The organism is Streptomyces sp. OZ13 (assembly GCF_052068155.1).
Classification (GTDB): Bacteria; Actinomycetota; Actinomycetes; order Streptomycetales; family Streptomycetaceae; genus Streptomyces.
Genome location: NZ_JBQHCZ010000008.1, coordinates 120,405 through 140,080, shown reverse-complemented (window position 1 = coordinate 140,080; position 19,676 = coordinate 120,405). Strand labels below are relative to the sequence as shown.

The 19,676-nt window shown below is 69.4% G+C and carries 12 protein-coding genes; 2 read left to right on the top strand and 10 right to left on the bottom strand.

All coding sequences use genetic code 11. From position 1 onward, the window contains the following. Window positions 1-85 precede the first annotated feature (85 nt). The 7 genes from pulA to ACTMTU_RS19815 form a co-directional block, all read right to left on the bottom strand. A complete protein-coding gene (gene pulA / locus ACTMTU_RS19845; protein WP_441264826.1) occupies window positions 86-5,473 on the bottom strand; it encodes a pullulanase-type alpha-1,6-glucosidase in 5,388 nt (1,795 codons plus the stop codon). Window positions 5,474-5,562: 89 nt separating this feature from the next. After that, window positions 5,563-7,263: a carbohydrate-binding module family 20 domain-containing protein gene (locus ACTMTU_RS19840; protein WP_441264825.1), complete on the bottom strand. Its 1,701-nt coding sequence runs from the start codon at window positions 7,261-7,263 to the stop codon at window positions 5,563-5,565. Between the two features lie 635 nt (window positions 7,264-7,898). Further along, complete coding sequence (locus tag ACTMTU_RS19835; protein WP_441264824.1) at window positions 7,899-8,957, bottom strand: LacI family DNA-binding transcriptional regulator; 1,059 nt, start codon at window positions 8,955-8,957, stop codon at window positions 7,899-7,901. Continuing rightward, on the bottom strand, window positions 8,945-10,594 hold the full coding sequence (locus ACTMTU_RS19830) for a glycoside hydrolase family 13 protein (protein ID WP_441264823.1): 1,650 nt from the start codon (window positions 10,592-10,594) through the stop codon (window positions 8,945-8,947). Before ACTMTU_RS19830 ends, ACTMTU_RS19835 begins: the two co-directional genes overlap by 13 nt. 83 nt (window positions 10,595-10,677) lie before the next feature. Beyond that, the gene (locus ACTMTU_RS19825; protein ID WP_441264822.1) at window positions 10,678-11,529 is read right to left on the bottom strand and encodes a sugar ABC transporter permease; all 852 of its coding nucleotides are present in this window, start codon (window positions 11,527-11,529) and stop codon (window positions 10,678-10,680) included. Next, window positions 11,526-12,536 (bottom strand): carbohydrate ABC transporter permease, encoded by a 1,011-nt coding sequence (locus ACTMTU_RS19820; RefSeq protein WP_441264821.1) that lies wholly within the window; start codon window positions 12,534-12,536, stop codon window positions 11,526-11,528. The genes ACTMTU_RS19825 and ACTMTU_RS19820 overlap by 4 nt, the downstream gene beginning before the upstream one ends. A 19-nt stretch (window positions 12,537-12,555) precedes the next feature. Next, a complete protein-coding gene (locus ACTMTU_RS19815; RefSeq protein WP_441264820.1) occupies window positions 12,556-13,830 on the bottom strand; it encodes an extracellular solute-binding protein in 1,275 nt (424 codons plus the stop codon). A 394-nt stretch (window positions 13,831-14,224) separates the two neighbouring features. On the opposite strand from ACTMTU_RS19815, the gene ACTMTU_RS19810 reads away from it, so the two are divergent. Together ACTMTU_RS19810 and ACTMTU_RS19805 are read left to right on the top strand one after the other, a co-directional pair. Further along, a complete protein-coding gene (locus ACTMTU_RS19810) occupies window positions 14,225-15,271 on the top strand; it encodes a LacI family DNA-binding transcriptional regulator (RefSeq protein WP_441264819.1) in 1,047 nt (348 codons plus the stop codon). Beyond that, on the top strand, window positions 15,268-16,188 hold the full coding sequence (locus ACTMTU_RS19805) for a carbohydrate kinase family protein (RefSeq protein ID WP_441264818.1): 921 nt from the start codon (window positions 15,268-15,270) through the stop codon (window positions 16,186-16,188). Before ACTMTU_RS19810 ends, ACTMTU_RS19805 begins: the two co-directional genes overlap by 4 nt. Window positions 16,189-16,283: 95 nt before the next feature. Here ACTMTU_RS19805 and ACTMTU_RS19800 read toward each other — a convergent pair whose 3' ends face one another. The 3 genes from ACTMTU_RS19800 to ACTMTU_RS19790 form a co-directional block, all read right to left on the bottom strand. Beyond that, window positions 16,284-17,195 (bottom strand): carbohydrate ABC transporter permease, encoded by a 912-nt coding sequence (locus tag ACTMTU_RS19800; RefSeq protein WP_189471791.1) that lies wholly within the window; start codon window positions 17,193-17,195, stop codon window positions 16,284-16,286. Beyond that, window positions 17,192-18,202, bottom strand: coding sequence for a carbohydrate ABC transporter permease (locus tag ACTMTU_RS19795; protein ID WP_441264817.1), 1,011 nt, complete (start codon window positions 18,200-18,202; stop codon window positions 17,192-17,194). Before ACTMTU_RS19795 ends, ACTMTU_RS19800 begins: the two co-directional genes overlap by 4 nt. Before the next feature lie 106 nt (window positions 18,203-18,308). Then, a complete protein-coding gene (locus ACTMTU_RS19790) occupies window positions 18,309-19,658 on the bottom strand; it encodes an ABC transporter substrate-binding protein (protein WP_441264816.1) in 1,350 nt (449 codons plus the stop codon). Between the last annotated feature and the right edge of the window lie 18 nt (window positions 19,659-19,676).

The window sequence follows — 19,676 nt, the reverse complement described above, 5'->3', positions numbered from 1 at the left end:
ACCCCGGCCGTGAGAGCGCCCCGGAACACAGCGATCCCCTGGCCCGGAGTCCGGACCAGGGGATCAGGGGATCAGGGGCAGATGCTCAGCCGCGTTCGAAGACGGCGACCGTGCGTGCCGGGACCGTGAAGGTGCCCGAACCCTTCTCGTACGCGGCCGACTTGACGGTCGGGTCCGCGCCCGCGCGCTGGACCGGGTGGAGGGCGTAGTCCTCGCCGGCCAGTGCCGCGACCCGCTGGGTCTGCTGCTGCGGACCGGCGTTGAACACCACGACCAGGTCGTCGAGCCGCATGGTGATCACGCCGGGGGTCTCGTCCTTGCCCGACAGCGGGAAGGACAGCGCCGACTGGACCTGCCCGGCGGTGGACAGACCGAAGGCCGGTTCACCGGTGCGGATCTTCAGCAGGTCCCGGTAGGCCGCGGAGGCGCCGTCGATCTCGGCGCAGCCCACGGTCAGCGACGGGTTGCTGAGCAGCGGCTTCGCGAAGCCCCACTTGGACTTGTTGTCGGCCGCCGGAGGCAGTCCGCGGCCGAAGCCGTTGCCGTCGCGGCAGTCCCAGTGGATGGCGTTGAACCAGTCACCGCTGTCGTACGAGTTGCGGTCCAGCGACTTGGACCGCAGCAGGTCCGAGCCTGCCTGGGACAGCGACGGCCCCTGCGACAGTGCCGACGTCGCCATCGCGAGCACCTGCATCCGGGCCCGGTCGGCCGGCGACGTGCCGGCCGGCAGCTTGAAGGCCAGGGCGTCGTACAGCGACTCGTTGTCGTGGGCGTCCGAGTAGGCGAGCGCGTCACCGGGCACGGCGGCGTAACCGGCCGGGGCGCCGTTGTAGTCGACCTCGGAGCCCTTGACGGTCCGGCCGCTGGTGTCGGTGAAGGAGTAGGACGCGAGGTTGCCGGACAGCCCGACCTTGATCAGGTCCTGGTAGTGCAGCAGCCGCGCCTTCTGCTCGGCCTCGGTGCCGTTGGCCTTCGAGGTGTTCGGGTCGGTGTAGAGACCGGAGGCGAAGCCCTGCACGCCCGGGTCCTCGTCGAAGGGTCCGCCGCCGCGGACGGCGTCGCGCGCCCGGTCGGAGAAGGTGGCGATGCCGGTGCCGGCCATGTTCTTCTGGGTGGCCTGGACGAACCGCGCGTCGTCGGCGATCTCGCCGAAGTTCCAGCCCTCCCCGTAGAGGATGATCTTCTTGCCGTCCACACCGTCCCGCTCGAGCGTCAGCTCGTCGAGCGCGGAGCGCACCGCCAGGATGTTCTCCTTCGGGTGGTGTCCCATCAGGTCGAAGCGGAAGCCGTCCACCTTGTAGTCACGCGCCCAGGTCACGACGGAGTCGACGACGAGCTTGCCCATCATCGCGTTCTCCGGCGCGGTGTTGGCGCAGCACGTGGAGGTGGCGACGCTGCCGTCGGCCAGCAGCCGCTGGTAGTAGCCGGGCACGACCTTGTCCAGTACGGACTTGTCCGACTGTCCCGCGGCCACGGTGTGGTTGTAGACCACGTCCATGACGGTGCGCAGGCCGTCCTCGTTCAGCGCCTTGACCATCTGCCGGAACTCGACCGTGCGCTTCGTGCCGTCCGGGTCGGTGGAGTACGAACCCTCGGGGACGGTGTAGTGCAGCGGGTCGTAGCCCCAGTTGAACGCGTCCTTCGCGGCCGCCGCGGCGACGCAGGCCTGCTGCTCCTCCGAGTCGGGTGCGTAGACCTTCAGTTCGCACTCGGGCTGCTGCTGGTCCGACTTCTTCTCGGGGATGGTGCCGATGTCGAAGGCGGGCAGCAGATGCACGTACGAGGTGCCGGCGCCGGCGAGTTCGCGAAGGTGCCGCGAGCCCTTGCTGTCCTTGTCGGTGAACGCGAGGTAGGTGCCCTTGTTCTCGGCGGTGGCGTCCGCGATGGAGAAGTCGCGGACGTGCAGCTCCTGGATCTGGGCGTCCTTCAGGGGCACGGCCGCGGGCTTCTTCAGCGTCGACCAGCCCTTGGGTGCGAGAGACCTGTCGGCCAGGTCGACGACGACGCTCTTCTCCGAGTCTGCCGTCAGCGCCAGCGAGTACGGGTCGGTGACCTTGTTGGTGACGACCTTCTGGACGGAGGGCGCCCAGACCTTCACGTTGTACCGGTAGGTGTCCCCCTTCCAGCTCTTGCTGCCCTTGACCGACCAGACGCCGCTCGCCTCGTCGCGGCGCATCGCGACGGTCCTCCCCTCGAGTTCGAGGGAGACGTGCTGGGCGGTGGGTGCCCAGAGCCGCAGTGTCGGCACGCCCTTGCGGTCGAAGGTGGCGCCGAGGTCGGCCTTGGTGGCCCTGGCCGCGTACACGTCGTCGAGCACTCCGGCGATCTGCACCCCGGTGGCCGTGACCACGGCTCCGTTGGCGGCGTACTGGGCCGCCACGAGCTGGCTCTTCAGCGCTTCCCGGATGCGGTCGCGGTCGCGCGGGTCGACCATGTGGGCGGTGTACTTCGACAGGTGCGGGAACTTGCCCTTCTGCGCGTCGGTGAGCTCCGTCCTCGCGAGTCGCAGCACGCGGCGGTCACCGGTGAGCGCGCCGTCCTTGACCGCGATCGAGCCGTCGCGCGAGTAGAGCAGGGCGCTGGAGGCGGCGGCTTCGCTGCCGTTCCAGGCGACCGTGTTCTCGTCGATCCAGACCGCCTGTGCCTTGGTCAGGTCCAGTGCCGCTCCGCCGCCCTTGGGCTGCGGCAGCAGGTACTTCTCCTGGCCGGCGAGCAGCCACACCTCGTGGCCGTGGGCCTTGAGGTCGAGCGACTGGTCGGACGGCAGGTCCTTCTCGTCGCCCTTGTGGAGGATGTAGCTGAGCGACGTGGCGCCGGGCGCCAGCGGCACCTCGTAGACCGCGCCGTACGCGTCGGTCCGCACCGGCTCCAGCGGCTTCGACCAGTCGGTCGGGTTCGCGGCGCCGGTCCAGGTGTGCAGGCCCCAGCCGGCGTGGTCGCCGTCGGCCCGCTTGTAGTGCAGGATCGCCTTGCCGGTGTCCTGGGGCGGGTAGGCGCCCTCGGGGGCCGTGTTCCGCACCTCCGGCTCGCCCTGCTCGATCCAGACCTCGCCGGTCCTGGACAGATCGATGCTGCGGTCGGCGTCGGTGTCCTTCACGCCGTCCTTGTTCACGGCGATGAAGCCGACGGAGGAGGCGCCGGGCTTGAGCTTGACGTAGGCGAAGGCGCCGTAGGCGTCACGGCCGGTGAACGGCTTGCCCGCGGGCCAGGTGGTGCCTTCGCCCTCGGCGATGTCGCCCCAGGTGTACAGGCCCCAGTCGTCGTAGTTCCCGTCGGCGCGCTTGTAGTGGACGATCGCGTAGTCGCGCTGGGTGGCGCTCGGCGGCTGCTCGACGGCCGGGGCGCCGCTGGTGGTGGCGGCCGTGGCACTCGCGGTACGGCCCGCGCTGTCGACGACGACGGCCTTGTAGCGCAGGGCCGTTCCGGCCGGGGCCGTGATGTGCTGGGTGACCTTGTAGGGGGCGTGGTCGGCGGAGCCGAGGACCTGCCACCTGCCGTTGCCGGTCTGGGCCGCGAAGACGACACGGTTCAGCTGCCCGCCGTCGACGTCCGCGGAGATCTCGACGGTGCCGGTGGCGCCGGCCTCCGGTGCCTCGAGCGTGATCGACGGCACGGCGGCGGGCGCGGCGAGCGGCCCGGCAGCCTTGAGGACGACGGAGGCAAGCGCGGGGACGGTCACCTCGATCTTCTTGTCGGCTCCGCTGCGGACGGTGCCGTCGGCGCCGTGGATCGCGGTGAAGTCCATGGCGGCCGAACCGGTCGGCACCTGGACGGTCTTCGGCTCCGTGGCGTTGTTGACCGCGACGACGTACTCGGTCGCCGCCCGGGCGTCGGTGCGGGAGAAGGCGTACACCGAGTCCTGCGCGTACCGCTGCTGCTGGATGCCGTCACGCAGCGCGGGGTGCGCCTTGGTGAGCTTCGCGAGTGCGGCGATCTGCCGGTAGAGCGGGTGCGACGTGTCGTACGCGTCCTCGGCGTGGGTGCGGCCGGTGCCGATCTGGTCGTCGTCCAGGAAGTCGGCGGTCTTCGAGGCGAACAGCGTCTGACGGGCGTCCTTGTCGCCGCCGGCCCCGGTGTATCCCTGCTCGTCGCCGTAGTAGACGACGGGGTTGCCACGGCTGAGGAACATCAGCTCGTTGGCGAGCCGGTAGCGCTTCAGCAGCTCGGCGTCGTCGGCGTCCTTGTTGTCCTGCGCCAGGAAGGTGCCGAAGCGGCCCATGTCGTGGTTGCCGAGGAAGGGCACGGATTCGTAGGCGTTGGCCTTGTCCGTGGTGTAGCGGTAGTCCTGCGAGAAGAGGTTCGCCAGCTTCTCGGCGGATCCGCCCTGCGAGGCGAAGGTGCGTGCCGCGTCCTGGAACGGGAAGTCGAGCGTGGCGTCGAGACGGCCCTGGGTGACGTACTTCGAGGTGATGGCCGGGTCAGCGGAGTAGACCTCGCCGAACATGAAGAAGTCGTCACGGCCGCGCTTCGCCGCGTACTCGTCCAGCGAGGTCGCCCACTGTGTCCAGAACTCGGTGTTGACGTGCTTGACCGTGTCGATGCGGAAGCCGTCGATGTCGAAGTCGCGGACCCAGCGCTGGTAGATCTTCTCCATGCCCTCGACGACCTCGGGACGCTCGGTCCACAGGTCGTCCAGGCCGACGAAGTCGCCGTGCTCGGAGGACTCGCCGGCGAAGGTCGAGTCACCGCGGTTGTGGTACATCTCCGGGTCGTTGAGCCAGGAGGGGACCTTGAGGTTCTTCTTGGCGTCCGGCACGACGGGGGTGCGCGGGAAGGAGTCCTCGTCGGTGCGGGGGAAGCGCCCGGTGCCGTCGGCGTAGTCGCTGTCGTCGAACGGCACGCCGTCCTCGGTCAGATAGGGGAAGGCGCCCTTGGAGAGGTAGCCGTACGACTTCTCCTTGTAGTCCACGACGTCGGCGGTGTGGTTGGTGATGACGTCGAAGAAGACCTTCATGCCCTTGGCGTGGGCCTTGTCGATCAGCCTCTCCAGGTCGGCGTTGGTGCCGAAGTGCGGGTCGACCTGGGTGAAGTCGGTGATCCAGTAGCCGTGGTAGCCGGCGCCCGCGTCCTTCCCCTCGCCCTGCACGGGCTGGTTCTTGAAGATGGGCGCCATCCAGATGGCGGTGGTGCCGAGACCCTTGATGTAGTCCAGCTTCTCGGTGAGCCCCTTGAGGTCACCGCCCTGGTAGAAGCCCTTGTCGGTGGGGTCGTAGCCGGTGGTGAGGCGCGAACCGGTCAGTCCGCCGCGGTCGTTGTTCCTGTCGCCGTTCGCGAAGCGGTCGGGCAGGACGAAGTAGAACTGCTCGCGGGTGAGGTCGTGGCGGGCCGGCTCCGCGGCGAGCGATCTGTCCGACGGCGGCTTCGGCGGTTCGGGCGCCGCGGCCGCCGGAAGGGCGGTCACGAGCGCCGCGACCGTCGCCGTCGCCGCGGCGGCGGCCACGATGTGGCGCAGCGGGACACGGGGGCGTATCAAGGCGGGTCTCTCCTGGATGAGGGTGGGTTGTGGTGCGAGTGCGGTGCCCCGCGCCCGGGGAGGGACGCGGGGCAGCACGGGGGGTGGCGTCAGTTGCGCCAGGTGTCGTTCAGCGTGACCTTGCCGGAGGACGGGACGGTGGCGGTGCGGTTGACGCCGCTCTCCCAGGTGACGTTGCCTGCTCCGTCCTTGCGGATGTACTTGTACTCGAAGGGCGTGCCCGCGGCGAGGTTCACGTCCGCCTTCCACACGGGGTAGGCGGCCGGGTCGAGCTTGACCGCGCCGGCGGGGTTCCAGTTGCCGAGCGCCGGCTGGTTGCCGGTGACGTAGATGTTCTGGCCGACGACCGTGGTGGCGTTGACGGCGAAGGACGCGCCCGCGCTCACCGGTCCGGGATCGGTCGAGCCGCCGCCGCAGTCCCGCGCGCCGGCGTGCAGTGCGACGGCGGTGCCGGCGCCGAGCGTGGCGGTGAACTGCCCGGAGCCGTTGACGGCGACGCTCCTGCCGCTCTGCACGTCGCAGTAGGTGCCGGACGGCAGGGAGGTCTGGAAGGTGCGGGTGAGCGCGGCGCCCTCCTGGTTGATGGCCACGTACGCCTTGTCGCCCCGCCCGAAGGCGATCTGGTCGGCGCCGTTGTCCCACCAGTCGGTGACGCCCTGGCCGCGGGCGGTGTTGCGGAAGCCGACCATCGAGGAGATCTCGCGCCAGGCGTGCTGGCACTTCCACCCGTCGCTGTAACAGCTGCTCACCGCTCCGCCGTTCGGCGGGCCGGCGTCGTGGTTGGTGAACTCGTAGCCGGAGTGGACGTCGGGCGAGCCGTACGGCCAGGCGAGCATGAAGACGTGGGCCAGTGTGTAGTTGGCCCCGTCCTTGTAGGTGAGGGTGTCGCCGCCGCGCTCCGTGTCGTGGTTGGCGACGAAGACGGCGGACTTCCCGGACTCCATGAAGCCCCAGCCCTCACCGAAGTTCTTCAGGTGGGCGAGGCTCCCGCCGGTGAAGACCTGCTTGAGGCCGCGTCCGTAGCGGAACTCCTGGACGTCGCCGCTGCCGAGGTACTCGCTCGGGGAGACGGCCTCGCCCGCGCCGTGGATGGCCTCGTGCTTCCAGTAGACGCCCGGGTTCGCGAGCTTGCCCTTGATGGCGGCCAGGTCGTCGGCGGGCATGTGCTTGGAGGCGTCGATGCGGAAGCCGTCGACGCCGAGCGACAGCAGGTCGTTCAGATATCCGGCGATCCGGCCCCGGACGTACTCCTCGCCGGTGTCCAGGTCCGCGAGCCCGACGAGCTCGCAGTTCTGCACGTTCCCGCGGTCCTGGTAGTTGTTGATCTGCGAGGTGCAGTTGTCCATGTCGGGCGAGGAGTACAGACCGGGGTAGTTGTACTTCGTGTACGCGGATCCGCCGGTACCGGTGCCGGAACCGGCGGACATGTGGTTGATGACGGAGTCGGCGATGACCTTGACGCCCGCCGCGTGGCAGGTGTCGACCATGCTCCGGAATGCGGTGCGGTCACCGAGACGACCGGCGATCCGGTAGCTGACGGGCTGGTAGGAGGTCCACCACTGGCTGCCCTGGATGTGCTCCTGGGGCGGCGAGACCTGTACGAATCCGTAGCCGGCGGGGCCGAGGGAGTCGGTACAGGCACGGGCGACCGCGTCGAACTTCCACTCGAACATCACCGCGGTGACGTCCTTGTCGCCGGGTGGGGCGGCCTGGGCGGTGCTGGGGGCCGTGACGGCGACGGCGGCTCCTGCCACAACGGCGAGTGCCGCGGCCACGGTTCTGCTGGCCATGATTCCTCCTGGGCTCACAGGAAGGTGCGGATGCGAGGGGTCAGCCTCGTGCGGCAACGCGCCGTGCCCGCAAGGCCTTGGGGATTTCTTGCTGCAAGAAGTCTGAAACTCGTTGCGGACGAGACCGTATGGCCCGTCCGGCCGCCGGTCAACCCTTCGGGCAGACTCCGGTGACATGCTTGAAAACCCACTGTTTCCTGGCCGCAAACTCTTTCGCAAGCCATTGCAACGGTGTTACGTTCAACCACGACTCCGGTCCGGTCGGCCGGGGGTTCCGGTCAGTGCCGGGGCCCTACGCGCCCGGCCGGCCGGGCCGGTCACCGGCTCAGGGGCCGGAGCGCCTCAACAGGCCCCGGAGTCACGGGTACCGGCCCCCCACCCCCACTCACCGGCCGATGCCCCACAAGCTGGAGGCCCGGGGCCGCAGACAGACCCCGCCGCAGCCCCGACCAGGGGCAGGCCCCGGGCTTCCGAACAGCCTTATGGCGCCGCCGCGTTCGCCTGAAGGCGACGGCGCCCCGGCCGATCGGCGCCGTCTCAGCGCCGCCACGCACCGTCAGTTCCCGCCGAAGCGCCCCGGCACCGCTCCTATCGCCGACGCGCTCCCGGCCGATCGGCGCCTGCCCGGCGCCGTCTCAGCGCCGCGGCGCACCCGTCGAGCCGCGCACCACGAGTTCCGGCTGGAAGACGAACTCCGTGCGCTGCACCGGGTTTCCGTCGATCTCCTCGACCAACGCGTCGACCGCCGCCGTCGCCATGGCCTGCACCGGCTGACGCACCGTCGTGAGCGGCGGGTCCGTGAAGGCGATGAGCGGCGAGTCGTCGAAGCCGACGACCGAGACGTCCCCGGGCACCTCGAGTCCCCGCGCCCGCACCGCCCTGATGGCGCCGAGCGCCATCAGGTCGCTGCCGCAGACGATGCCGGTGCACCCCTGGTCGAGCAGCAGGCCGGCGGCCGCCTGGCCGCCCTCGACGGAGAACAGCGTGCGCTGGATGAACCCCTGCGCCTCGTCCGCGCCCAGCCCCAGCATCGCCTGGAGAGCCTCGGTGAAGCCCTCGGCCTTGCGCAGCGAGGGCACGTAGCGGGTGGGGCCGATGGCCAGACCGATGCGCTCGTGGCCGAGTTCGACGAGGTGCCGCACGGCCATCCGCGCCGCGGACCGGTCGTCCGGCGAGACGAACGGCGCCTCCACGGCCTCGTTGTAACCGTTGATCAGGACGAACGGGATGCCACGGCCCGCCAGTTTCAGGTAACGGGAGGGGTCGGCCGTCGTGTCGGCGTGCAGCCCGGAAAGGAACACGATGCCCGTGACGCCGCGTTCCTCGAGCTGCTCGACCAGCTCGTCCTCCGTCGAACCGCCGGGCATCTGCGTGCACAGCACGGGCGTGTAGCCGTGGCCCGCCAGCACCTGTTCGATGACCTGCGCGAACGCGGGGAAGATCGGGTTCGTCAGCTCGGGGATGATCAGGCCGACGAGCCCGGCGCTGCGCTGCCGCAGGCGCACGGGCCGCTCGTAACCGAGCACGTCGAGGGCGGCCAGCACCTTGTGCCGGGTGGCGGCGGCGACGCCGGCCTTGCCGTTCAGCACCCGGCTGACCGTGGCTTCGCTGACCTGCGCCTGGAGGGCGAGGTCGGCGAGCCTCGGGGCGCCGTTTCCGTCGCCCCGAGGCAGCGGGATCGTCACACCGCCCACCAGACTGTGGTGTCGGCGGGCAGCTCCGCCATGTCGTCCACGATCATCACCGTCTCGTTGGCGAGCAGGGTGCGGCCGGGCAGCGGGACGCGGACCGTCGCACCGGTGGTGTTGGCGGTGCAGACGAAGCCGTCGCGGCGGAAGGCGAGCACGCCCTCGGGAGACTCCAGCCACTCCACGGCCGTCCCGGCGCCGAGGCCCGGGTGCTCACGGCGCACCGCGAGCGCGCTGCGGTAGAGCTCGAGCGTGGAGCCGGGGTCGCCGGTCTGCGCCTCGACGCTCAGCCCGCCCCAGGAGGCGGGCTGCGGCAGCCAGCTGCCGCCGCTGCCGAAGCCGTACGAGGAGCCTTCCACGGTCCACGGGATCGGCACCCGGCAGCCGTCGCGGTATCCGTCCTGGCCGGCCGCGCGGAAGAACGACGGGTCCTGGCGCACCTCGTCCGGGAGGTCGGTGACGTCGGGCAGGCCGAGTTCCTCGCCCTGGTAGATGTAGGCGGAGCCGGGCAGGGCCAGCATCAGCAGCGTCGCGGCGCGGGCCCGGCGCAGACCGAGCTCGCGGTCCCCTGCCGTGCGGAGCTGGGTGCCGAGGCCCGCCGGGTTGGCGAAGCGGGTGGCGTGCCGGGTGACGTCGTGGTTGGAGAGCACCCAGGTGGCGGGGGCGTCGACCGGGCGCATCGCGGCGAGCGAGCTGTCGATGACGGCGCGCAGCTCGGCGGCGTCCCAGGGGGTGCCGAGGTACTGGAAGTTGAACGCCTGGTGGAGCTCGTCGGGGCGCACGTAGTTCGCGGTGCGCTCCACGGTCGGCGTCCATGCCTCCGCGACGGCGATCCGGTCGTCCGGGTACTCGTCGAGGATGGTGCGCCAGCTGCGGTAGATCTCGTGCACACCGTCCTGGTCGAAGAACGGCATGACATCGTTTCCGAGCAGCTTGACCTGGTCGGTGCCGCCGAGGTCCGGCAGGCCCTCGGCCTTGACCAGGCCGTGCGCGACGTCGACGCGGAAGCCGTCCACGCCCATGTCCAGCCAGAAGCGCAGGATCGAGCGGAACTCGTCGGCGACGGCCGGGTTGTCCCAGTTGAAGTCGGGCTGCTCCGGGGCGAAGAGGTGCAGGTACCACTCGCCGTCCTCGGTACGCGTCCAGGCCGGGCCGCCGAAGATGGACTCCCAGTCGTTGGGCGGGAGTTCGCCGTTCTCCCCCTTGCCGGGGCGGAAGTGGTAGCGGGCCCGCAGCGGGGACCCGGGTCCCTCGCGCAGCGCGCGCTTGAACCACTCGTGCTGGTCGGAGGAGTGGTTGGGGACGAGGTCCACGATGATGCGCAGACCCAGTTCGTGGGCGTCACGGATCAGCGCGTCGGCGTCGAGGAGCGTGCCGAACATCGGGTCGATGGCACGGTAGTCGGCGACGTCGTAACCGGCGTCGGCCTGCGGGGACGCGTAGAAGGGGCTGAGCCAGACGGCGTCGACACCGAGGTCCTTCAGGTACGGCAGTCTGCTGCGCACGCCTTCGAGATCGCCCATGCCGTCGCCGTTCCCGTCGGCGAAGCTGCGCGGATAGACCTGGTAGATCACCGCGTCGCGCCACCAGCCCGTGTGCGTGCCGGACGTGGGGGCGGCGGGGGCAGCAAGGTGCTGGGTCATGTCATCCCTGGAGGTGATGGGGTGGGGTGCGACGCCGGCCCGGGGATCAGGCGCGGACCGGCGTCGCCGCTTCATACGAGTGGTCAGCCCTTGACGGCACCGGCGGACATACCGGTCACCAGATGCCGCTGGGCGAAGAGGAACACGAGCGCGGCCGGGATGGCGATGAGCACGGAGGCCGCCGCCATCGGGCCCCACTGGGCGCCGTACTGGTTGACGAACTTCTGCAGACCGCCCGCGAGCGTCAGGTTCTCGTCGCCGACCATGAAGGCGGAGGCGTAGGCCACCTCGCCCCAGGCGGTGATGAACGAGTAGAACGCGGTGACCGCGATGCCGGGCTTGGCGAGCGGCAGGATCAGCCGCCAGAACGTGCCGAACGGGGTGAGCCCGTCGACCTGGCCCGACTCGTCGATCTCCATCGGGATCGTGTCGAAGAAGCCCTTCATCATCCAGGCGCAGAACGGGACGGCGATGGTCAGGTACGTGACGACCAGGCCCACCGGCTGGTTGAGCAGCCCCATCGTGGCCATGATGTTGTAGATCGGCACGATCAGGACCGCGACGGGGAACATCTGGGTGATGAGCAGGGTCCACATCAGTCCGCGCTTGCCGGGGAACCGGAAGCGGCTGACCGCGTAGCCCGTGGTCGCGGAGACGAAGACGCCGAGGACGGTGGTGAGGCCCGCGATGAGCAGCGAGTTGCCGAACCAGGCGAGGAATTCGGATTCTTCGAGCAGGTAGGTGTAGTTCGCGAGGGTCGGTTCCTTCACGAAGTCCGTGGTGATCGCGTACTCCGCCGGCTTGAGGGAGGTCAGGAAGACCCACAGCACCGGAAAGACGGCGATCACGGAGGCCACGATCAGTGTGGCGTGCAGACCGACGGAGGCCAGCGGCGAACGGCGGCCGCGTCGGGACGTGTTCACGGCGGTGGTCACCAGACTTCTCCCTGCTTGCGGAGGACTCGCCGGTAGACCGCGGCGAAGAGCATCAACAGGACGAGGATCAGCACGCCCCACGTGGACGACTGGGCGAAGTCCCGCGGGCTGATCTCGAAGGCGAACTTGTACGCCTGGGTGACCAGGATCTGCGTCGCATCGCCGGGCCCGCCCCGGGTGAGCAGGAAGATCACCGGGAACATGTTGAACGTCCAGATGGTGCTCAGCAGGATCACGGTGGTGCTCACGGAACGCAGTCCGGGCAGCGTGATGTTGCGGAACCGCTGCCAGGCGCTCGCGCCGTCCATCTCGGCGGCCTCGTAGAGCTCGCCCGGGATGGACTGGAGGCCGCCGAGGAGGGCGACCATCATGAACGGCACACCCAACCAGACGTTCACGGCGATCACCGAGAACTTGGCCCAGGTCGGGTCGTTCAGCCACGGCACGGCGTCGATGCCGCCGCCCGCGAGGATCTTGTTGAGGAGTCCGTTGTCCTGGTTGTAGAGGAAGCGCCAGGCGAAGACGGAGACGAAGCCGGGCACCGCCCAGGGCAGGATCAGCAGCATCCGGTAGAAGGAGCGGCCGGCGATCCTGCGGTTGAGCATGTTGGCGAGGCCGAGGCCGAGGACGAAGGTGACCGAGACGCACGCCACCGTCCACAGCAGCGTCCAGCCGAGCGTGCCGAGGAACTGGTCTCCGGTCAGGGCCTCCGTGTAGTTCTCCAGGCCCACGAACTCGTAGGTGGCGGGGATCTCGTTGACGCCGATGCTCCGGGCGACGTTCCGCTCGTTCGCGTCCGTCAGCGACAGATAGATGCCGCGGAACAGCGGGTAGCCGATGATCACGGCGATCACGACGGTCACCGGGGCGACCATCGCCCAGGCGTACCAGTGTGTGGAGAGGGAACGCTTGAGCTTCCGCTCGGGCTTGCCAGTACCGCGGCTCCGGCCGCGGGCGACATCGCCCGCGGCCTTCGCCACCGACTGGCTGCTGGTGTCCACAGCCATCAGCCGGCCAACCTTCCTGTTACTTCCAGTCCTTCAGGAGCTTGCGGTAGGCGTCGCCCGCCGCCTTCGCGCCCTTCTCCGGGGTGGTCTGGCCGGTGAGGACCTTGGTGTACTCGGTCACGAGCGGGGCGAAGAGGCTGCCGGTCTCGGGGATCCAGGGGCGCTCGACGGCCTTGTCGACGACCGGGCGGAAGAAGCCGACGATCTCGTTGCTGGCGACACCGGGCTGCGAGTAGACCGAGGTGCGGGTCGGGAGCAGGTTGAGTTCCTTGGCGACCTGGGCCTGGGTCTCGGCGGAGGTCATGTACTCGGTGAAGGCGTACGAGGCGTCCAGGTTCTTGGAGCCCGCGTAGACCGCGAGGTTGTGACCGCCCTGCGGGGCGCCCTGGCCGGCCGAACCGGCGGGCACGGGGGCGACGCCGAGGTTGGCCTTGTCGGTGAACTCCGGGCCCGCGTAGGTGTCGGCGACGGCCCACGGGCCGTTGATCATCATGGCGACCTTGCCTTCCTTGAAGGCGGTCTGCATGTTGTTCCAGCCGTCGGTGGCGTCGGTCTTGGCGGCACCGGAGGTGACCAGGTCCTTGACGACCTTCATCGCCTTGACGCCGGCCTCGTTGTCGACCGTGATGCTCTTGTTCTTGGCGTCGACCAGGTCGCCGCCCTCGCCGTAGAGGAAGGAGAGGAACCAGTAGGCGTCGTCGCCGCGCAGGTAGAGGCCGGTCTTGCCGGTCTTGTCCTTGATGGTGGCGGAGACGGTCTTCAGCTCGTCGATGGTCTTGGGGACCTCGACACCGGCCTCCTTGAAGATCTTCTTGTTGTAGAAGATGCCCATGGAGTCGATGACCTGCGGCGCGGCGTAGGTCTTGCCGTTGTACTTGGTGGAGGCCGCGGCCTGCTTGAGGAAGTCGTCCTCTTCCTTCAGCGCGGCGGTGCCGTCGAGCGGCGCGAGGTAGCCGAGGTCGGCGAACTCGGGGGTCCAGGCGACCTCGGAGCGGATGACGTCGGGGGCGCCGGAGCCGGACTGGGCGGCGTTCTTGAACTTGTTCTGCGCCTCACCGAACGGCACGTTGACGTACTTGACGGTGACCTTCGGGTGCTTCTTGGTGAAGCCCTCGGCGATCTTCTTGAAGACCTTGTCCTCGCTGCCGACCGTCGAGGTGTCCCACCAGGTGACCGTGCCGCTGAGCTCGCCCGAGCTCTTCTTGCCGCTGTCGCCGCTGTCGTCCCCGCCGCACGCCGTCGCCGACACGGCCAGTGCCGAGACCAGAGCGATGGCCGCTATGCCACGCCGCATGTGAACTCCTTCAACTGATCCCGGAAGGGCGGAGGCGAAGACCTGCCTCCCGCCGTCCGCTCCCTCGCGGTGCCGGGTTGCCAGGAACGTAACAGGGCTGAAATCGCTTCGAAAGACCTTGCGGCAAATTTCTGCAAGGACGGGCGATCGTTACATCCGCGTGTCCGGAGAGTTGCCGAAGGATCGCTTGACACCCTCCTGGAGACCGGACCAGGCCCAGGGTGCGCCCCTGGACGGGCCCCTCGCAAGCACTCCGCAAGGCTTTGCAGCGATGTGACAGGTTTCATGCCTCGCGAGGCCCCGCCGACGGCGCCGGCCGCGACATGAGGCGATGAACCTGCCGATTCCCGCACCTGGTGGGCAATCCGACGTACGCCCGGTACAGTCCACTTCCATGACCGCGCGGCTCGCCGACATCGCAGCCCAGGCGGGGGTCAGTGAAGCCACAGTCAGCCGCGTGCTCAACGGCAAGCCCGGCGTGGCCGCGGCCACCCGCGAGTCCGTCCTTGCCGCCCTCGACGTGCTCGGCTACGAACGTCCGGTGCGGCTGCGGCAGCGCAGCGCGGGACTGGTCGGACTGATAACCCCCGAGCTGGACAATCCCATCTTCCCCGCGCTCGCCCAGGTCATCGGCCAGGCGCTGACCCGCCAGGGATACACCCCGGTGCTCGCGACCCAGACCCCCGGCGGGTCCACGGAGGACGAGCTCACCGAGATGCTGGTGGACCGCGGCGTCTCCGGCATCATCTTCGTCTCCGGACTGCACGCCGACACCACCGCGGACATGCAGCGCTACGACCAGCTGCGGGCCAAGGGCGTCCCGTACGTCCTGGTCAACGGCTTCTCGCCGAAGGTGCAGGCCCCCTTCGTCTCCCCCGACGACCGGGCCGCGATGCAGCTCGCCGTGACCCACCTCGCCTCCCTCGGCCACACCCGGATCGGCCTCGCGCTCGGCCCCAGGCGGTTCGTGCCGGTGCTGCGCAAGATAGAGGGCTTCCAGCTCGCCATGGAGGAGCGGCTCGGGCTGTCGCCCGAGGAGTCGCAGGAGCTGATCCAGCACTCCCTCTACACCCTCGAGGGCGGCCAGGCCGCCGCGGCGGCGCTGATCGCCAAGGGGTGCACCGCGATCGCCTGCGCCAGCGACATGATGGCGCTCGGCGCCATCAGGGCGGCCCGGCAGCAGGGGCTCCACGTGCCGAGGGACATCTCGGTGGTCGGCTTCGACGACTCGCCGCTCATAGCGTTCACCGATCCGCCGCTCACCACCATCCGCCAGCCCGTGCAGGCGATGGGGCAGGCGTCGGTGCGCGCGCTGCTGGAGGAGATAGGGGGCACACCCGCCCCGCACAGCGAGTTCGTGTTCATGCCGGAACTGGTGGTCCGCGGTTCGACCGCGTCGGCGGCCAAGCGGACCCCGGACCGGGACGGAGCCGACGGATGAGCGGTCCCCGCTACGACGTACTGGTCGTCGGCGGCACCGGCGTGGACACGATCGTCCGCGTCGACGCGCTGGAAGTGCCGCCGGGCGACTCGCTGTTCGTCCCCCCGGTGCGCGACTACGTGGGCCACACCGGCAACGGGGTGGCACTGGGCTGGCAGGCACTGGGCCTCGCCACCAAGTTCATCGACTTCCTGGGCGACGACGTCCAGGGCCGCACCGTGCTCGCCGCCTACGAGGAGCACGGTCTCGACTTCAGCCATGTCGTCTCCCCGCACGGCACGCCCCGGGGCATCAACCTGGTCGACCCGCAGGGCCGCCGTTTCTCCTTCTACGACGGCCGCCACCCCGCCGACCTGCGGCTCCCGCGCTCCTTCTACCTGCCTCACCTGGAGCGCGCCCGGCACGTCCATCTGTCGATCGTCGGCCACAACCGCGACATGTACGAGGACATCCACCGCCTCGGGATCACCAGCTCCACCGATCTGCACGACTGGGACGGACGCAATCCGCACCACCGCGGCTACGCCCTCGCCTCCGACTACGTCTTCCTGAGCGCCGCCGCGCTGCACGGCCGGCTCGAGAGGGTGATGCGGGACATCGTCGACGAGGGCCGCGCGCGGATCGTCGTGGCGACGGACGGCGCCGAGGGCTGCCATGTGCTGGTGCGCGGTGAGGACAAGGTCCGCCACTTCCCCGCCGTACGCCCCGAACGGCCCGTCGTCGACAGCAACGGCGCCGGGGACGCGTTCGTCACCGCGTTCCTGCACACGCTGTTCGAGGGCGGCGACGTGGAGCGGTGCGTGCTCGCCGGTTCCGTGTCGGGCGCCTTCGCCTGCGGCGCGGCCGGCACGCACACCGAGTTCATCGGCCTGCCGGAACTGCGCGCCGCGTGCGCGAGGGCGGCCCTCCCGGACTGAACGGGCCGGGCCCTGAACGGCCGCGCCGTCCCGGGACATGCGCCGGGGCCCGCAGAGCGCCCCACGCGCCCCACAGGCCCCGGCTCCCCTGCGTGTCAGCTCTTGACCGCCCCCGAGGTGATGCCGCCGACGATGTGCTTGCCGAGGAGTGCGAAGACCAGCAGCAGCGGCACGGTGGCGATGAACGCGCCGGTCAGCACGATCGCGTGGTTGACGGTGTGGTTGCCGGACCCGAGCCCGGCGAGGGCCACCTGGAGGGTGGGGGCGCCGTCCGGCGTGAGCGCGATGAACGGCCAGAAGAAGTCGTTCCACGCCTGCACGAAGATCAGCATGCCGAGGACCGCCATCGCCGGCCGGGCGATGGGGAAGACGACGTGCCAGATGATGCGCAGGCTGTGCGCGCCGTCCATCCTGGCGGCCTCGATGAGCTCCACCGGCAGCGCCTCGAGCAGGTACTGCCGCATGAAGAACACGCCGAAGGCGGCGACCAGGCTGGGCAGGATCACCGACTGGAGCTGGTTGACCCAGCCGAACTCGGTGATCAGCTGGTAGAGCGGGATGACGCTGAGCTGCGGCGGCACCGTCATCGTCGCCACCACGATCGCCAGGAGCACGTTGCGTCCCTTGAACCGCAGCTTGGCGAAGGCGAACCCGGCGAGCGTCGCGAACAGCACCGTGCTCGTCGCGACCGCGCCGGCGACGATCGTCGTGTTGATCAGCGCCTCCCCCATGTCCACCTGGTTCCAGGCGATGGAGAGGTTGTTGAACAGCTCCCGGCCCGGCAGCAGCGGGCTGGGGGCCTGGACCACGCGCTCGCCGGTGTGGGAGGCGGCGACCAGGTTCCAGTACAGCGGGAAGAGGGAGACGACCGCGGCGAAGACCAGCAGCGCGTACGTCAGCGGACCACCGTGGTGCTGACGGCCGGCCTTCTGGCCGAGCCGCCGCCTGCGGCCCCCGGTCGTGGCGGACGCGGCGGGCGCCGCGGTCCTGTTCAGCACATGGCTCATGAGCGTGCCGCTCCGTTCTTCTTCTGCGCGTTCGACCGGCTGAGCAGGCGCTGCACGAGTCCGATGGCCAGCAGCAGGAGCAGCATCACCCAGGCGATGGCGGACGCCTGGCCGAGCGCGCCGGTGACCCAGCCCTTCTCGTACATCAGCAGACTCAGCGTCTGGTACTGGTTGCCGCTGCCGCCGCCGATGCCGAGGCTGCCTCCGAAGATCAGCGGCTCACCGAACAGCTGGGTGGCGCCGATGGTGGAGACGACGATGGTGAACAGGATCGTCGGTTTGATCGAGGGGATCGTGATGCTGATGAACTGCCGGAAGCGGGACGCCCCGTCGAGTGCGGCCGCCTCGTAGAGATCGTTCGGCACGGCCTGCATCGCGGCCAGGTAGATGAGGGCGTTGTAGCCGGTCCAGCGCCAGGTGACGATCGTGGAGATGGCGATCTGGGCCGGCCACTTCTCGGTCTCCCAGTTGACCGGGTCGATGCCCACGTAGCCGAGCAGCTGGTTGATCATCCCGTAGTCGGTGTTGAACAGCTGGGCGAAGACGAGAGCGGCGGCCGCGATCGAGGTGGCGTACGGGGCGAGGATCGCCACGCGGTAGAAACCACGGCCGCGGATGCGGTAGTTGAGCAGATGCGCCAGACCGAGCGCCATCAGCAGCTGCGGCACCGTGGAGATCACACCGATGGTGAAGGTGTTCGCCAGGGCGTTCCAGAAGAAGTCGCTCTCCGCGAGCCGGGTGTAGTTGTCCAGGCCGCGCCATTCGGCCTCGCCGCCCAGCTCGACCTTCTGGAGCGACAGCCAGCCGGTGTAGAGGAGCGGGAACAGACCGAAGGCGGCGAAGACGAGGAAGAACGGAGCGACATAGACGTACGGGGTCGCCTTGAGGTCGATGCGGTACAGGCGGCTGCGCCAGCCGGACGGGTCCCGGTGCTTGGGGGCCCTGGGCGTGCCGGAGGAAGCGGCGATCACAGCGGCGCCCTTGTCGGGCTGGAGGGAGGTGGCCATCAGGCGCCCTTTCCCTGGTGAGTGGTGACGGAACGGCGGATGGCTTCGACGGCACCCGCGAAAGGGGCCGCCGGCTGCCGCGCGGGCAGCCGACGGGAGGCGGCGACTACTGATCGATCTTGTCGTCGACCAGCTTCTTCACGTTGTTCCAGGCCTTCTCGGGCGAGGTGCCACGCGTCTCGATGTCGAGGATTCCGTTGTCCGTCAGGAAGGTCTTCACCTGTCCGTCCCAGCGGCCGATCGGGGCGGGCTTGATCTGCTGGGCGGCCTCGGAGTAGATCTTGCCGACCGGGACGCCGGGGAAGTACTCCGGCTGGGCGTTCTGCACGGTCTCGGACTTGAGGCCGTCCGTGGTCGAGGGGATGTTGCCGTTCACGGCGAAGACCTTGGCCTGCTGCTCGGGCGCGGTCAGCCAGGCGGCGAGCTTCGCGGCCTCGGCGGTGTGCTTGCCCGCCTTGGGCACGGCGAGGAAGGAGCCGCCCCAGTTCGCCGGGACGGGCGCTTGGGCGATGTCCCACTTGCCCTTGTTGGCCGGGCCGGCCTGGTCCTTGATGATGCCGGTCATCCAGGAAGGACAGGCGACGGTGGCGAACTTGGAGTTCTTGAAGGCCGCGTTCCAGGTGCCCTTCTCGTCGAACTGCCGCAGCTTGGCGGTGAGTCCCCCCTGTGCGGCCTTGACGGCGGTGTCCCAGGCCTTCATCACGCCGAGGCTGCTCTCCCAGCGGAGCTTGCCGTCCTCACCGGAGTACTGGTCCGGCTGGCTGGAGACGACGGCGTTGAACAGACCGCTCGCCGAGTCGTGGAACGCGGTGCCCGCCGGCGCCTTGGCCTTGTACTTCTCGCCCTGCTCGATGAACTTGGCCCAGTCGCCCGCCCACAGCTTGCCGACCTCTTCACGGTCGGTGGGCAGCCCCGCCTTCTCGAAGAGGTCCTTGCGGTAGCAGATGCCCATCGGGCCGATGTCCGTGCCCAGCGCGACGGTCGAGCCGTTCGGGGCGGTGGCCTGCTTGACCTTCCAGTCGAGGAACTTCGAGGTGTCGACGCCTTCGGTCTTGCCCAGATCGACGAACTTCCCGGACATCGCCTCGCCGGTGGCCTCCGCGATGTAACCGACCTCGATGGCCTGGATGTCGGCGAGGCCGCTGCCCTGCGAGAGCCGCAGCTTCAGCGCGTCCCAGTACTTCTGGCCGTCGGCGACGTTCGTCTCTTCGATCTTGATGCCGGGGTTCAGCTTCTCGTACTCGGCGTAGAGCTTGGCGCCGGTCTTGTTGTCGAAGCCGAACGATCCGAACGTGCCCACACGAAGGGTGATCGTTCCGCCGCCCGAGCCCTCGTTGCTCTCGTCGCCCCCGGAGCCGCCGCATCCGGTGACGAGGAGGCCGAGGGACAGCAGACCCGCGGTGGTGAGGGTGACTGTGCGGCGTCTGCGCGGGACGTCACCGGAAGTTATGCGCATTCGAGGCTCCTACGACTG